The sequence below is a fragment of the Paeniglutamicibacter sp. ORCA_105 genome (genome assembly GCF_045798545.1).
In the GTDB taxonomy this organism is placed as follows: Bacteria; Actinomycetota; Actinomycetes; order Actinomycetales; family Micrococcaceae; genus Paeniglutamicibacter; species Paeniglutamicibacter sulfureus.
Genome location: NZ_JBIXLM010000021.1, coordinates 60,010 through 74,479 on the forward strand (window position 1 = coordinate 60,010; position 14,470 = coordinate 74,479).

Here is a 14,470-nt window from a genome sequence, read left to right on the forward strand (position 1 = left end):
AACACCTCGCTAAAAACGTGGATATACCGTTAGAACTCGTACTTTACCCGATGTTATGCAGTGGCTCACACTGGAGGAAACCAGCCGACCTTTCATACAGGAGTCCACCGCCATGAGTGCATCGAACACCCCGACCGCCACTTGTCCCTTCAGTGGCGCAACCAGTACCTCATCGGCCGTCGAGGAATCTGCAGGGGGAACCGCGGCGGGCGCATCGCCTGCAGCAACCATGACCGGAGCTGAAGCACCCGTGGCGGATTGGGTCACCATCCCGGATCTGCACGCCGACCCGTTTCCGATCTACCAGCGCATGCGCTCGGAGTCACCCGTCCACTGGGTCCCCGCGGTCAACCGCTACATGGTGACGTCCTACGCCGCGTGCCATGAAATCGAACAAGACGAGGCCCGCTTCTCCGCCAACGAGAACAACTCGTTGATGAAGCGCGCCATGGGCCACTCCATGCTGCGCAAGGACAACCCGGAGCACCAGGTGGACCGGGACTCCTACGGTGCCACGCTGCGTCCCGGCACCATCAAGAAGCACTGGAATGAGGTCTTCACCGCCAACCATGAGAAGTACCTGAGCGAGCTGGTCGTCAAGGGCCCGGGCGCGGACTTCGTCTGGGACTACGCGGCTCCCTACGCCGCGGAGAACCTGCGGTTGATCTGCGGATTCCACAACGCATCGCAACAAGACATGCAGCGCTGGAGCCAGACCATGATCGACGGAACCGGAAACTACGCCGACGACCCGGACGTCTGGGACAAGAGCGCCGCATCCTCGGCAGAGGTCGATGCCGCCATTGACGAGATGCTCCCCTACCTGGCCAAGAATCCCGACCACTCGCTGCTCTCCGGGCTGGCGTCCATGCCCATCCCGCTCGAGGCCATCCGCGCCAACCTGAAAATGACCATCGGCGGAGGACTGAACGAACCACGCGACGTCCTGGCCACCACCATCTGGGCCCTGCTGAACCACCCCGAGCAACTGGAAGCCGTGAAGAACGACGCCAAGCTGCATGCGGTGGCCTTCGAGGAATCCGTGCGCTGGGTCGCCCCGATTGGCATGTACCCCCGCGAAACCACCCAGGATGTCGTGCTCGAAGGCGTGCACCTGCCCAAGGGCTCCCGGCTCGGCGTGGTTCTTGGAGCCGCCAACCGCGACCCGGAGGTCTTTGAGGATCCCGAATCCTTCAACATCTTCCGCCCCAAGAAGCCGCACCTCGGCTTTGGCGGAGGCGTGCACTTCTGTGCCGGGACCTGGATCGCCCGGGCCCAGGTCGCCCAGATCGCCATGCCTGCACTGCTGGAGCGCATCCCCGACCTGCGTCTGGACCCCACCGCTCCCAGCATCGACTCCGGCTGGGTCTTCCGCGGCATGACCAAGATGCCGGTCACCTGGGGCTAGGCCCGCCGGCCTCCCCCCACACTCCACCGTCCCCACATTTCTCGACCACCCAAAGGAACCATCCCCCATGCCCACGATCACCTTCGCCCAGGCCACCGGCGAGTCCACCGAAGTCACCGTCGAGGAAGGCACCTCGCTCATGCGCGCCGCCGTCACCAACGGCATCGAAGGCATCGTCGGGGAATGCGGCGGCCAGGCCATGTGCGCCACCTGCCATGTCTACGTCCGCCCCGAATTCGCCGCCGAGCTGCCCTCCGTCAGCGACGACGAGGACGAAATGCTCGACTGCACCACCGCCGAGCGCACCGATGCCTCGCGCCTGGGCTGCCAGGTCACGATGTCCGGTTCACTGGCCACCATCGTCGTCGACGTTCCCTCGGACCAGGTGTAACCGCCATGGAAGACAACAACACCGAACACACTGTCGTCATCGGGGCCGGGCAGGCAGGCATCCAGGTCGCCGATTCCCTGCGCACCGAGGGCTACACCGGGGCAATCACCATCCTCAACGACGAGCCCGTCCTTCCCTACCAGCGCCCTCCGCTGTCCAAGGACTATCTGAATGTCGATTCACCCGCCGCTCCCCTGCCGTTGCGCGGGCCGGATTTCTTCACGGCCAAGGACATCACGCTGCACGCCTCCGCCGCCACAGCGGTGGACGCCGAGGCGCGGAACATTTCCTTGGCTGACGGCACCACACTTGGCTATACGCATTTGGTCTTTGCCACCGGCGCCGCCAACCGGCCCTTGCCGTGCCCGGGCGCGACGCTTGAGGGGGTCCATGCCCTGCGGACGCTTCTGGATGCGGAGAACCTGGAGGCGGCGCTGTCCACTGCACGGCGCGTCGTGGTGATCGGGGCGGGGTTCATCGGCCTGGAGTTCGCCGCCGCCGCCCGGGCGCGCGGGCTTGAAGTCACGGTGCTCGAATTTGCCCCGCGCCCCATGGGCCGGGCGCTCTCTGCAACGGCCTCGGAGTGGTTCGCCGCCCGGCACCGCGCCGATGGCATCGACCTGCGCCTGGGCGAGGGCGTGGCCGCCATCCACCGGGACGGAACCGGGTTGCGCGTCCAGTCGACAACGGGCGCCGGATACCCCGCGGACCTCGTGCTCTACGGGGTGGGCGTGGTGCCGCGTACCGAACTTGCCGAAGCGGCAGGCCTGGCCACCGACAACGGGATCTTGGTGGATTCCAACTTGCGCACCGAGGTGGCCGGCGTGTTGGCCGTCGGGGACTGCGCTTCGTTCCCCAATGCGCACACAGGTACCCGCACCCGGCTCGAATCGGTGCAGAACGCCACCGACCACGGCCGTCATGCCGCCCGCAGCATCATGGGACAACAAGCCGACTACGCGGAGGTCCCGTGGTTCTGGAGCACCCAGGGCAGCATCCGCCTGCAGATCGCCGGCATCTCGGATCCCCGAGACGAGCCGGTGGTACTAGGGGACCCGTCCGGCGGCAAGTTTTCCATTGCGCTGCTGCGCGATGGTGTGCTGGCGGCAGTGGAATCGGTCAACAGCCCTGCCGACCACATTGCCGCTCGCAGGCTCGTGGGCCGCGGCATCACGCTGGACGCCGAGGCCCTTGCCGATCCGGGATTCAGCCTCAAGGCCCTGGCCAAGGCCGGCATCCCGATACCGGCATGAGCCGCCGTGCCTCAGACCCGGCCCCAGGCCCCGTCCATCGCGGCAATGCAATGTTCCAGCAGGGCCGCGGCCCGGGGTCCGGGCGTGGAGTTGCGTGGCCAGATGGCCACGACCGCACTGGGGCTATTGGGCGGCTCGAGGTCCCTGATGGCCACCGGCAAACCGTCCAGCGTGTGCGGCGGATTATTGGGCCGGGCATACAGCAGCCCGTAGCCCAGGCCGCGCCCCACCATGGCATTGACCAGCACCACCTGCGGCAGTGAATAGGCGACGTTGGGATGGAGCCCCGCCTCGGCAAAGAGCCTGCGGGTGTTTTCGGTGCTTGGACTGGATTCGTAGTTGATCAGCGGTTCGTCCTCCAGCTCCGTCAGCGTGATCGATTTCTTGGCGGCCAGCGGGTGCTGCGGGTGCAGCACCACTTCGAGCCGCGTCTCATAGATCACGCGCTTGGCGAATCCGGTGGGCAGCAACAGGTCATAGACCAGGGCCAGATCCAGCTCTCCGTTCTCCAGTGCCGGGAGGAGGTCGTCGTGGGTGCCGACGCGCACCGTCACATCGATGCCCGGGTGCAGGGCGCGAAAGCCTTCGAGCATCGAAGGCACCACGTGGCTGGCAAAGGACGCGAAGCACCCGATGGACACCGGACCGCGCAGGGCTCCATCGGAGCGGGGAAAGGATTCGGCCAGTTCCTCTGTATCTGCAACGATGCGCGCGGCCCTGGCCGCAAAGTACTGACCGGCCGGGGTCATGCGCACCCCGTGGGACTTGCGCCGGACGCAGAGTTGTTCCCCGGCGATCCTCTCGACAGCGGTGATGGCCTGGGAAAGCGCCGATTCCGAGATGTTCAATTCGGTCGCGGCCGACCCCAGGGTCGAATGCCGCGGAAGTTCGGCCAGCAGTTCAAGCTGGCGCAGGGAGAAGCGGGCCATTCTTCAGTCCAATCAATAATGTTGTACAACTAATTGAAGTTTACTCAATCTATGTGGCCTGCAACACTGGTTCGTGACCTGGCATACAAAACCGGACTGCCACAGGCAGTCCTGGGGCACCAATGACCGAGTCGATCCAGTCCGAGCAGTCCGCTCAAAGAGGAGCACCATGAGCATTGCCCATAGCCAGACACCGGCCCAGCGCGCCAACCAGCGCCGGGTCGCGTTTGCCACGATCATCGGAACCACCATCGAGTGGTATGACTTCTTTGTCTACGCCACCGCCGCAGGCCTGATCTTCGCCGAGCTGTTCTTCAAGCCGGCCGGAGCACAGATCGGCCTGTTGCTTTCCTTCGCCTCGGTGGGCATCTCCTTCCTCTTCCGCCCGCTGGGCGCCTTCCTTGCCGGCCACTACGGAGACAAGATCGGCCGCCGCGCCATGCTGGTGATCACCCTGATCCTCATGGGCGCGGCAACCACCCTGATCGGCGTGCTGCCGACCTACGCCACGGCCGGGGTCATGGCCCCGATCATGCTGTTGCTCTTGCGCATCCTGCAGGGCATCTCTGCCGGCGGCGAATGGGGAGGCGCGGTGCTCATGGCCGTGGAACACGCTCCCAAGGACCGCCGCGGCCGCGCCGGGGCCTTCCCGCAGCTCGGTGTCCCGCTGGGCATGCTCCTGGCCTCCGGCGTCATGGCGCTGATGACCGGCGTCATCTCCCCCGGCGAGCAGTTCCTGGCCTGGGGCTGGCGTGTGCCGTTCCTGCTGAGCATCGTGCTGATCATCGTCGGCTACGTGGTGCGCCGTGCGGTCGATGAATCCCCGATCTTCGAGGAAATCGCCGCGAAGAAGCAGCAGACCAAGGTCCCGGTCGTCGAGCTGTTCCGCAAGCACTGGCTGCTGGTCATCCTGGCCGCCCTGGTGTTCGCCGGCAACAACGCCGCCGGATACATGACCACCGGTGGCTTCCTGCAGGCCTACACCACCAACCCCGACGGGCCGATCGGCTTCGAGCGGACCGATGTACTGGTGGCCGTCTCCTTTGCCGCGGCGATGTGGTTCATCTTCACGCTGCTCTCGGGCTACCTGGCCGACACGATCGGGCGCAAGCGGACCTACCAGATCGGCTTCACGTCCCAGGCCCTATGCGTCTTCCCGCTGTTCTGGCTCATCAACTCCGCCTCGTTGCCCATGCTGTACCTGGCCTTCGCGCTCTTCGCGGTCGGCCTGGGCCTGGCCTACGGCCCGCAGGCGGCCCTCTACTCGGAACTGTTCCCTGCGTCCGTCCGGTTCTCCGGCGTCTCCATTTCCTACGCCCTGGGTGCCATCATCGGCGGCGCGTTCGCCCCGATGATCGCCACGGCACTGGTCCAGGCAACGGGCACCACCACGGCGGTGTCTGCCTATCTCCTGGTCATGACGCTGGTTTCGCTCACGGCGGTGTCCCTGCTGCGCGACCGCAAGGGGATCGACCTCTCGATCAACAACCAGGCCGAGCAGGAAATCGGTGCCACGATCTTCGACAAGCGCCGCCCGGCACTCGAGTCGCAGGCCGTCCCGGTCAAGTAGCGGACCGATGCGCCAGTGGTCGGCTTGCCTGAGGGCAGGTTCCACGGCAGCACATGAATGGTCGGTGTCCGTCCCCCTTCAGGGGGGCGGACACCGACCATTCATTGGTTAACGGGTTGCGGAGCCGGCCGGAAACGCGACACCTTCGCCAACGACCCTCAGGTTCAGTTCCATGCCGGGGCGGGCCATCGAGGCGTTCCAGTGGCGGATGGTGATGACCTCCCCGCCGTTTGAAACCCCGGGCACCGGCGAAAGCCTGATCCGGACAGTGGTCTCCGGACCAAAGAACACGGTATCGACAACGACTCCCCTGATGGGCCCGTCCGCGGCGATGCGGATTTGCTCCGGGCGCAGCATCAGGCGCACCCGGCCCTGGACGGTTGCGTGGCGCACGGGGATGCCGCCGAGCGAACAGGTGGCCAGCGAACCCTGGAGCAGGGCATCGAGCATGACGGCATCGCCCAGGAATTCGGCGGTGTCTTGGTCAGTCGGGCGGCTGTAGACGGAGAACGGGGTGCCGGTCTGGGCCAGGGTCCCCGCGCGCATGACCGCCACCTGGTCGGCGAACGACAGCGCCTCGGCCTGGTCGTGGGTCACCAGGATCGTGGTGATTTCCGCGGCATGCAGGACGTCGGCCACGGCCTTGCGCGTGGCCACGCGCAGCCCCGCGTCCAGGGCCGAGAACGGCTCGTCAAGCAACATCAGCTTCGGCTTGCGCGCCAGGGCGCGGGCCAGGGCCACGCGTTGCTGCTGGCCACCGGAAATCTCGTGCGGGCGGCGCTGCCCGATGGAAGATTCCAGCGAAACCATGTCAAGCAGTTCGGCCACATGTCGGGCATTGGCACTGCGGCCGGCGAGGTTCCAGGAACGGTCCAGCCCGAAGGCAATGTTCTGGGCAACGCTCAGGTGCGGGAAGAGCGCTCCGTCCTGTGCCACGTAACCGATTTCGCGCTTGTGGGCCGGCACCCAGGCGTCCCCCGCTACCATGCGGTTGTTCAGTTCGATGGTGCCGCTGTCCGGATTCTCGAAGCCTGCAATCAGGCGCAGCAAGGTGGTCTTCCCCGATCCCGAGGGACCGACAATCGCGGTGGTCCCGCCCTCTGCCACGGCAAGGTCCACGCCCTGGAGGACCTGCTTGGAAGCAAAGCCCTTGACCAGTTTGCTGATGTGCAGGAACCTAACGGCTGGTATGAGCCCGTGCATCGTGGGCGCCTGGGGTGCTGACGTGGTCATTGTCCGGCTGCTTTCTTTGACTGTTGGAACAGCAGGTAGGTCATGGGTACGGAAATAAGGATCATCAACATCGCATAGGGTGCGGCCCCCGCATAGTCGATCTCGCTGCTCTTGGCCCAAAATGCCGTGGCCAGGGTGCGGGTGCCGTTGGGTGCCAAAAGCAAGGTGGCGGTCAGCTCGTTGACGATGGCCAGAAAGACCAGTGCTGCTCCCCCCGCCGCGGCCGGGGCGGTCAGCCGGAGGGTGACCCGGAAGAAGGCCAGTGCCGGGGAACGGCCCAGGGAGCGGGCCGCCTCCTCGAGCTCGCGCGGTGCCTGGGAAAGTCCGGCCCGAAGGTTCACCAGCGCGCGCGGCAGGAACAAGAGCACGTACGCGGCGAGCAGCACATATGCGCTTTGGTAGATCCCGGGGGCCAGGCGAATGGACACGGTGACAAACGCCAGGCCCACCACGATCCCGGGCATGGAACTGGTGACGTAGTTGGACAGTTCCAACAGCTTGCTGAACCAGTTGGCATGGCGCACGGCCAGGAACGCCATGGGGAAGGCGACCACGACGGTCACCAAGGCGCCCCCCAAGCCGTAACCCAAGGTCTGGAGGAGTGCCGGGATAAACTCATCGGGCGACCAAATCTCCGAACCCCCGGCAATGAGCCATCGAAGCACGGAATACAGGGGCACGCCCACCGACAGGACAATAAGCGCCAGCAAGGCCAGTTGGGAGGCAACTTCATGGCCCCCCAGACGCAGGCGGAACGCAAGCCCCTGCGCACCGAAGCCGACGCGCGAGTACCGCGCATTGCCGCGCGCCTTGGACTCCGCGAGCAAAAGCAACATGCACAGCAGCACCAGGACGCTGGCCAGCATGTTTCCCGCAGCGCCGCTGAAGGCCGACTGGAACTGCACCATGATGGCCGTGGTGAAGGTGTCGAACCGGATCATGGCGAAGGCGCCGTATTCGGAAAGCAAATGAAGTGCCACCAGAAGGGCTCCGCCGGCCATGGCGATGCGCAACTGAGGCAGCACCACCCGGAAGAACACTGACCAGGGTCCCAGGCCAAGGGAAGCGGCGGATTGTTCAATGGCCGGGTCCAAGCGCCCTAGGGTCGCCGCGACAGGAATGTACACCAGCGGGAAATAGGACAACGTGGCAATCAGGGTTCCGGCCCCCAGACCAGCGATCGAGGGCACTGTGGAGGCCCACGCATAGCTGTTGACGAACGCCGGAATGGCCAGCGGGGCGGCTAGGGCCAGCGCCCACCAGCGGTGCCCACGCATGGTTGTGCGTTCGACCAGCCACGCGCCGCCCACTCCGAGCACCAGGCACAGTGGAACCGTGAAAACGACGAGCAAAATGGTGTTGAGCAGCAGCTCGCCCACGCGCGGACGGATGACGAGTTCCATGACCGTGTCCCAGCCGGTGGCAACCGTCATGTAGCCGACGTAGCCCAGCGGGACCAGGGAAAACAGGGCGATGAAAGTTGCCAATAGTGCGAGCGTCGAAACGCCCAATGGCGGGCGGGGGGCTTTGCCCCCGCCCGCCATCCTCGGTCCCGGCTTGGTGCCGGGAACCAACTGGATCTTGCTCATGGTGCTACAGCAGTCCTGCCTTGTTCATCAATTCAGCGACCTTGGCCGAGTTCAACTTGGCCGGGTCAACCGTCGGAGCCTGCAGCTCCTCGAGGGGAACCAGCTTCTCGTTGGAGGCAACTTCGGAACCAACTGCGTATTCAAATGACGTTCCGGTCTTCAAGATCTCCTGGCCGGCCTTGCCGGTTACGAACTTCAGGAATTCCTGTGCCTGGGCCGCATTCTTGGAGGAAGCGAGGACTCCGCCACCTGAGACCGAGACGAATGCTCCCGGATCCTGGTTCTTGAAGTAATGCGAACTGACGTTGTTCGAGTTTTCACCGGTCTTGGCCTGATCGCCAAAGAAGTAGTAGTGGTAGATCAGCGCGGCATCGACTTCGCCGGCATTCACTGCCTTCATGGCAGTGGAGTTGCCCTTGTACGCCGTGAAGTTTTCCTTCATGCCGGCGAGCCACTCGGTCGTTGCTGCTTCGCCCTCAAGTTCCAGCAAGGCGGCAACAATGGCGTGGAAGTCGGCTCCGGTCGGGGAAGCAGCCCACTTGCCCTTCCACTCAGGCTTGGCCAGATCCAGCATGGACTTGGGCAGCTGGTCGGCGCTGATCTTCTTCGGATCGTAGACGAACACTGTAGAGCGGGCCGCGATGCCGGTCCATTTGTTGGTGGAAGGACGGAATTCGGCAGGTACTTGGTCAAGGGTGGCCTGGTCGATGTCGGCGAATAGACCGGCATTCTCAACCTGCGCCATTGCGGGAGAATTTTCGGTCAAGAAGACATCCGCAGGGGAAGCCTGGCCCTCCTGGATGATCTGGTTGGACATTTCGGTGTCCGAGCCGTTGCGTACGGTGACCTTGATGCCGGTCTCGGCCGTGAAGGCGTCAACCCATTCCTGGGCCAGGCTTTCGTGCTGTGCGTTGTAGACCGTGATTTCGCCCGCGTCCGCGGCACCCGGAGCAGGGGCCGGGGCGTTGGCGGAGCATGCGGTCAGCCCGAGGGCCGCGGTCGCGATGACGGCGAGGCCAGTCAGCACATTTTTTCGAATCGTCATGGCACGGCGCTTTCTCTGGGAGCGAGGTCTTGGGCCCGGAAGATTCTTCGGTGGGCCTGCCCACATAGCTTAGGTATGACTTACCTAATTCACCAAACAAAACGGAGCGCAATGCACTGCCCGGCCCGATTGCCCCGTCCCACGAAATGCAAGTGTTCAACAATCCCATTCATCGTGCTGAATTCGACGAGCAATTCCCTACTCGAATTCATCCTACTGAACGAGCGCTTTTCGCAACGATGGAAGGCCGGTGCGAATCGCTCCACCGCACCGCACGACCTTCACGTCGGGTAGCACAGTCGCATGTTCCTCGGCGTCACAATTGACACAAATACGCGCCTGCCGGCTTGACGCCTTAAAGCACAGTGCCCCCGGGGCCGATCAAACGGCGCCGAGGGCAATGTGAAATGTTCAGTTTTCGCGGTCAAGCCGAGCGACCGGTCAACGAAATCAGGATCTGTCTACTTGTAGGGGCGGAACTCGCCGACCATCGGGCAGTCAAACGGGTCGCGCGCCGAGAGTCCGACCTTGTTCAGGTACGTGATGACCTGGGCATAGGACTGGGTCACCGAGGTGACCGTGTACGGGACCTTGAGCTCGTGGCAGTATTCGCGCACGATGGCGGCAACGCCTGCGAGGTTGGCACGGGGCATCGACGGGAACAGGTGGTGTTCGACCTGGTAGTTCAAACCGCCGAAGACGTGTGAGAGTACGCGGTTGCCAAAGGTCGAGCGGGCCATGACGTTGCGGCTGGTCAATACCTGGCGTGAGAAGAAGTCGATGCGCGACTCCTTGGGAATCAGCGGCATGCCCTTGTGGTTCGGGGCGAACGAGGCGCCCATGTACACGCCGAATACCGCGAGCTGAACGCCAATGAAGGCCGAGGCGATGCCCACCGGCAGGAAGATGTAAATGGCTGCCACATAAAGGGTCAACCGAATGATGATCGAAATGATCTCGCGCCTGCGGTCCTTGACCCGCTCGCTCGTGAACAAATAGATCATGGAACGCATGTGCAGGTTGAAACCCTCAAGGGTCAGCAGCGGGAAGAACAGGTAACCCTGGCGCTCGGTGATCCATTTCAGGAACCCCTTCTGCTTTTGGGCGTCCTCGGTCTGGAACGAAATGGTGTCCCACTCGATATCCGGGTCCTTGCCAACCGTGTTGGGCATGGCATGGTGTTTGTTGTGCTTGTTCATCCACCACTGGTAGCTGATGCCAACCACGAAGTTGGCCAGAAAGCGGCCGATCTTGTCATTGGCCGGGCCCGAGGTAAGGATCTGGCGGTGCGAGGCCTCATGGGCAAGAAATGCGAACTGGGTCAGGATGACACCAATGGCAGCGGCAATGAGCAGCTGGTACCAACTGTCCCCTAGCAGAACAAAACCGGTGACGGCTCCGCCAAGCATGGCCACAAGGACGCTGATGAGCCCAAGGTAGTGGCCCTTGCGGCGGCCCAACAGGCCGGCGTCACGAACGCGGATTTTGAGGTGGCGGTAATTGTTGGCTCCGGCCGAACCACGCGATACACGTTGTTCCGGGGCCGAGGGGGTCAAAGTGGAACTCATACTACTCAAGGGTCACTCCCGGTAAACGGTTAGGGCGGCGGTTTCAGTCGCAAGAACTGAAAATCTCGGTTCCTATCTACAAGAGCTTACGTGCTATGCATGTGAAATGCCTGATCGTTGCGCATTGACACCAATTAGCTGAATTCATTTTCGGGCATGGACTCCGCACGATCATGCGACAATCCGCCCCTCGCCCCGTCGTTCCGGGGCTTTCCGCCGGCTCGACCAATTCCCCATATATAGCCGACAGGGCATATGTGGGCTGTGTCATGCCCCCAAAAACAGAATCCGACCGAGCCGAACCGGAGGTCCTTGGACCCGCGGTTGGGCTCGGTCAGAGTTGTTGCCGGGCCTATTTCCGGTTGGCCCGCAGCACCTCGAGCCGCTGCCGGTACTCGGTTTCATCGATTTCACCACGTGCATAGCGCTCGCGCAGCACGCCTTCGGCGCTCATGGGGTCGCCCTGGACACGGTGGCGCCAATACATGCGGCGGCTGAAGAAGATAAAGAATCCAATGAGCAGGATCCAGAAGAGCGGGAATAGGAAGAACCATCCGGGGCCATGTCCCGGTCCCCAGGCGTGGGCCGGCATGGATGCAAGTGCGGGAAGAATCGCGGTCGTCATAATGGGTTGCTCCTCAAAGAGTGAATAGCGGGATTTCGAGGCTCTATGCCTCATGTATCCACTTTCATCCTTGGGAGTCCTTCGCCGCATCGGCCACGTGGAGACACCTAGGGGTCCAGTGCGTACTCCGGTCGGTGCAGGCGCGGGCGGTGCCGGGATTAGTCGGGATTCCGTCGGGACGTCTGCGGAGCGGGCTGCGCACCGGGAGTGATGAGTCCGCTTTCATAGGCGATGACCACGAGCCCGGTCCGGTCGCGCACTCCCATTTTCCCGATGATGCGTGAGACATGGGTCTTGGCGGTCAGCGGGGTGATGAAAAGCTCCTCGGCGATTTCGGCGTTGCTCTTGCCGGTGCCGATGAGCATCAGGACCTCGCGTTCGCGTTCGGTCAGCACGTCGAACGCCGCAGGTTGCCGCGACGCCGGCACGGGCTTGGTGGCGGCAACTTGTGCCAGCAGCTTTCGGGTCACCGAGGGCGAGAGCAGCGAGTCCCCCGCCGCGACGATGCGCACGGCCGCGATGAGCTCCTCGGGTTCGGTGTCCTTGACCAGGAACCCGGAGGCGCCGGCCCGAATGGAATCGAGGATGTAGTCTTCTAGTTCGAACGTCGTGAGCATGATGATCCGGGTGTGTGCCAGAGACGGATCCGAGGCGATGGCCGCAGCGGCAGTGATGCCATCGCCCTGGGGCATGCGGATGTCCATCAATACGATGTTGGGTTTCAGGACGCGCGCCTGCGCAAGTGCCTGCACGCCGTTGGAAGCCTGGCCGAGCACCTGCATGTCGTCCTCGGCCCCCAGGAGCGCGGAAAATCCCGCCCTGATCAGCGATTGGTCATCAACGATGAGAATGCCGATCATGTGGCTCCCTGTTGTCGGATCGTGAGCTGTCGGGGTTTCAGGCATGGGGCTTCCCGGGCGCCGGCAGCCAGGCGTTGATACGGGTTCCGGCCCTGTCCGCTCCGCCGGCTTCCCCGGTGGTGATCGTGAGTGTTCCGCCGTGGGCGCCCAGGCGTTCGCGCATCCCGCCAATCCCGTTGCCCTCGTCCCCGGTGCCCATGCCGATCCCGTCGTCCGTCACGGCGACCGCGGCATGCGCGTCATCAAGTTCGACGGCCACGGTCACGCGGCTGGCCTTCGCGTGCCGCACGATGTTGGTCAGGGATTCCTGCACCACCCGGTAGAGAATGTTCTCCACGCGCTCATCGATCCATTCCGGTGGCGGCAGCACCGGCGGGGTAAAGGTGATGGACAGGTTCGCTCCGCGGACCCTCGCGATGAGTTCGTCGAGTTGCTCCAGCCGTTGGCTGGGAACCCGCGGCGCGTCTTGTCGCAGGACGGCAAGGACGTCGCGGACCTCGGAGAGCGCGTCCTTGGATCCGGTCTTGATGTTTTCCAGTGCCGCGAGCATCCCGGAGGTGTCGCCGTCCTTCTTGGCCAGGTGCAGGGCCACGGAAGCCTGCACGTTGATCATGGACAGCGAATGCGCCACAACGTCGTGGATGTCCCGTGCCAGCACCAGGCGTTCCTCGTCGCGCTGGTGCCTGGCCCGCTCGTTGGCTGCCCGACGGAACTCGTCGCGCCGGGCCTTGGCACTGCGCCCCAGCTCCCCTGCCAACAGGACGACGATCAACCACACGAGCACGAAGAAGACCCGTGTGCTCTCTCCGTGCTGCAGGGCTAGCAGCAGGAACACGATTCCGGCGGCCGCGGCACTCCCCCATGCCCACCAGCGGGCCCCGGCGAGGACGGCAAGGACCAACCCAATGGCAAACGACAGAGGGAACGGGCCCCAGGGGAAGCCTGCCGCGACGTAGCCCACGGTCACCAGCCCGATGCCGGCAACCATGGGTCCGGGCGCTCGGCGGCGCAACAGCAGCAGGGCCGGTCCCGTCAGCAGGAGCAGGACCGCGCCCCACGGCAGGGACTCGTCAAACCGCCGTGCGGCGAAGTGGGTTCCGATCAATTGCACGACCGCCACGGCCACCGGCAGGATGCCCAGTGGAGGACGGTGTCGGTTGATCATGAGACGAGACTACTCGTTCGCACTCCCCGCAATCATCCGGCCGTGGCCGTAGGCACGCATACGCCGCCGGGAGTACGAACCGCCGCCTAACCCGCGGGGTTGTCCTAGTGAGTGCCCGCCAGGATCACGTCAAACCCCTGGCAGGTCAGGATCCAAGGCCGGACGTCCGCATTCAGGGAGCAGTCCTTCGTCTCAATATTCGTTTCCGTCGGGAAGCCGCTGTTGGGTGCCTCCACATACATGTTGGGCGAGTCCGGAACCCAGACTGACACAATGTCTTGGTCGACAATGCTGCGGTCCAGGAGTACCCGCTGTCCATTCAGGGCGGTGACCGAATCCATCGCGCCCATTCCGGCGCCGAGCATGGCAAAGAAGAGCACCAAAATCCAAAACAGAAGCAGCACGGTACCGGCCGCCAAAAGCACGAGCTGCACGAGAACGAACAAGGCATTGCTCCGGATTCGTGAAACCGGCGGTGCGATCAATAGAACCAACGCGGTTCCCAACGCCAAGCCGCCGAGCAGACATGCAAGAACTGCGAACTCTCCGTCATGCCAGCCCGCGTATAAGACCAGCCGGTTGCCTGCCCCATCATGGAATGGCCGATCGAACAGCCAACCCATCACCGCGAAGCAGGCCATCGCGAACACCGTCAGACCGATGACCCACCGGATACGCACCGAGATGGTGGGCCGCGAAGCGGATGAGGTGTCAGTGGTCATGGCGACCATCGTATGCAGGCAAGCCAACGATTGCCTGGCAAATGACAACGCCCGGACCGTCGTTGCTTGGTGGCGATCCGGTTAGATACCGGCCGCGCGCTCCGCGGATTCG

At 63.9% G+C, this 14,470-nt stretch carries 13 protein-coding genes; 4 read left to right on the forward strand and 9 right to left on the reverse strand.

Features of this window, described 5'->3' with window-relative positions; genetic code table 11:
• Positions 1-112: 112 nt before the first annotated feature.
• From ACIPUB_RS11945 to ACIPUB_RS11955, 3 genes are all read left to right on the forward strand, one after another.
• Positions 113-1,408 carry a cytochrome P450 gene (locus tag ACIPUB_RS11945; protein ID WP_407607564.1) on the forward strand — a complete coding sequence of 432 codons (1,296 nt, stop codon included), beginning with the start codon at positions 113-115 and terminating at the stop codon, positions 1,406-1,408.
• 67 nt (positions 1,409-1,475) lie between these two features.
• Positions 1,476-1,799 (forward strand): 2Fe-2S iron-sulfur cluster-binding protein, encoded by a 324-nt coding sequence (locus ACIPUB_RS11950; RefSeq protein ID WP_407607565.1) that lies wholly within the window; start codon positions 1,476-1,478, stop codon positions 1,797-1,799.
• Between the two features lie 5 nt (positions 1,800-1,804).
• Positions 1,805-3,052 carry an NAD(P)/FAD-dependent oxidoreductase gene (locus ACIPUB_RS11955; protein WP_407607566.1) on the forward strand — a complete coding sequence of 416 codons (1,248 nt, stop codon included), beginning with the start codon at positions 1,805-1,807 and terminating at the stop codon, positions 3,050-3,052.
• 11 nt (positions 3,053-3,063) lie between these two features.
• On the opposite strand, the gene ACIPUB_RS11960 is transcribed toward ACIPUB_RS11955, so the two are convergent.
• On the reverse strand, positions 3,064-3,981 hold the full coding sequence (locus ACIPUB_RS11960; RefSeq protein WP_407607567.1) for a LysR family transcriptional regulator: 918 nt from the start codon (positions 3,979-3,981) through the stop codon (positions 3,064-3,066).
• A gap of 169 nt (positions 3,982-4,150) precedes the next feature.
• On the opposite strand from ACIPUB_RS11960, the gene ACIPUB_RS11965 reads away from it, so the two are divergent.
• The gene (locus tag ACIPUB_RS11965; protein WP_407607568.1) at positions 4,151-5,551 is read left to right on the forward strand and encodes an MFS transporter; all 1,401 of its coding nucleotides are present in this window, start codon (positions 4,151-4,153) and stop codon (positions 5,549-5,551) included.
• A 108-nt stretch (positions 5,552-5,659) separates the two neighbouring features.
• On the opposite strand, the gene ACIPUB_RS11970 is transcribed toward ACIPUB_RS11965, so the two are convergent.
• From ACIPUB_RS11970 to ACIPUB_RS12005, 8 genes are all read right to left on the reverse strand, one after another.
• Entirely contained in the window at positions 5,660-6,784 is a 1,125-nt protein-coding gene (locus tag ACIPUB_RS11970; protein ID WP_407607569.1) for an ABC transporter ATP-binding protein, read from the reverse strand.
• Positions 6,781-8,328 carry an ABC transporter permease gene (locus tag ACIPUB_RS11975; protein ID WP_407607581.1) on the reverse strand — a complete coding sequence of 516 codons (1,548 nt, stop codon included), beginning with the start codon at positions 8,326-8,328 and terminating at the stop codon, positions 6,781-6,783. Before ACIPUB_RS11975 ends, ACIPUB_RS11970 begins: the two co-directional genes overlap by 4 nt.
• Before the next feature lie 49 nt (positions 8,329-8,377).
• On the reverse strand, positions 8,378-9,418 hold the full coding sequence (locus ACIPUB_RS11980) for an iron ABC transporter substrate-binding protein (RefSeq protein WP_407607570.1): 1,041 nt from the start codon (positions 9,416-9,418) through the stop codon (positions 8,378-8,380).
• A 461-nt stretch (positions 9,419-9,879) separates the two neighbouring features.
• Positions 9,880-10,986, reverse strand: a complete 1,107-nt coding sequence (locus ACIPUB_RS11985; RefSeq protein ID WP_407607571.1) for a fatty acid desaturase family protein — start codon at positions 10,984-10,986, stop codon at positions 9,880-9,882.
• Between the two features lie 352 nt (positions 10,987-11,338).
• On the reverse strand, positions 11,339-11,611 hold the full coding sequence (locus tag ACIPUB_RS11990; RefSeq protein WP_407607572.1) for an SHOCT domain-containing protein: 273 nt from the start codon (positions 11,609-11,611) through the stop codon (positions 11,339-11,341).
• 158 nt (positions 11,612-11,769) lie between these two features.
• Positions 11,770-12,471: a response regulator gene (locus tag ACIPUB_RS11995; protein ID WP_407607573.1), complete on the reverse strand. Its 702-nt coding sequence runs from the start codon at positions 12,469-12,471 to the stop codon at positions 11,770-11,772.
• A gap of 37 nt (positions 12,472-12,508) precedes the next feature.
• Positions 12,509-13,636, reverse strand: coding sequence for a sensor histidine kinase (locus ACIPUB_RS12000; protein ID WP_407607574.1), 1,128 nt, complete (start codon positions 13,634-13,636; stop codon positions 12,509-12,511).
• 104 nt (positions 13,637-13,740) lie between these two features.
• Positions 13,741-14,358 carry a hypothetical protein gene (locus ACIPUB_RS12005; protein WP_407607575.1) on the reverse strand — a complete coding sequence of 206 codons (618 nt, stop codon included), beginning with the start codon at positions 14,356-14,358 and terminating at the stop codon, positions 13,741-13,743.
• Between the last annotated feature and the right edge of the window lie 112 nt (positions 14,359-14,470).

Excerpts from the sequence above, each read along its gene's own strand:
- ACIPUB_RS11945 (WP_407607564.1), top strand. The coding sequence starts at position 113 with ATGAGTGCATCGAACACCCCGACCGCCACTTGTCCCTTCAGTGGCGCA.
- ACIPUB_RS11950 (WP_407607565.1), top strand. The coding sequence starts at position 1,476 with ATGCCCACGATCACCTTCGCCCAGGCCACCGGCGAGTCCACCGAAGTC.
- ACIPUB_RS11955 (WP_407607566.1), top strand. The coding sequence starts at position 1,805 with ATGGAAGACAACAACACCGAACACACTGTCGTCATCGGGGCCGGGCAG.
- ACIPUB_RS11960 (WP_407607567.1), bottom strand. The coding sequence starts at position 3,981 with ATGGCCCGCTTCTCCCTGCGCCAGCTTGAACTGCTGGCCGAACTTCCG.
- ACIPUB_RS11965 (WP_407607568.1), top strand. The coding sequence starts at position 4,151 with ATGAGCATTGCCCATAGCCAGACACCGGCCCAGCGCGCCAACCAGCGC.
- ACIPUB_RS11970 (WP_407607569.1), bottom strand. The coding sequence starts at position 6,784 with ATGACCACGTCAGCACCCCAGGCGCCCACGATGCACGGGCTCATACCA.
- ACIPUB_RS11975 (WP_407607581.1), bottom strand. The coding sequence starts at position 8,328 with ATGGCGGGCGGGGGCAAAGCCCCCCGCCCGCCATTGGGCGTTTCGACG.
- ACIPUB_RS11980 (WP_407607570.1), bottom strand. The coding sequence starts at position 9,418 with ATGACGATTCGAAAAAATGTGCTGACTGGCCTCGCCGTCATCGCGACC.
- ACIPUB_RS11985 (WP_407607571.1), bottom strand. The coding sequence starts at position 10,986 with ATGAGTTCCACTTTGACCCCCTCGGCCCCGGAACAACGTGTATCGCGT.
- ACIPUB_RS11990 (WP_407607572.1), bottom strand. The coding sequence starts at position 11,611 with ATGACGACCGCGATTCTTCCCGCACTTGCATCCATGCCGGCCCACGCC.
- ACIPUB_RS11995 (WP_407607573.1), bottom strand. The coding sequence starts at position 12,471 with ATGATCGGCATTCTCATCGTTGATGACCAATCGCTGATCAGGGCGGGA.
- ACIPUB_RS12000 (WP_407607574.1), bottom strand. The coding sequence starts at position 13,636 with ATGATCAACCGACACCGTCCTCCACTGGGCATCCTGCCGGTGGCCGTG.
- ACIPUB_RS12005 (WP_407607575.1), bottom strand. The coding sequence starts at position 14,358 with ATGACCACTGACACCTCATCCGCTTCGCGGCCCACCATCTCGGTGCGT.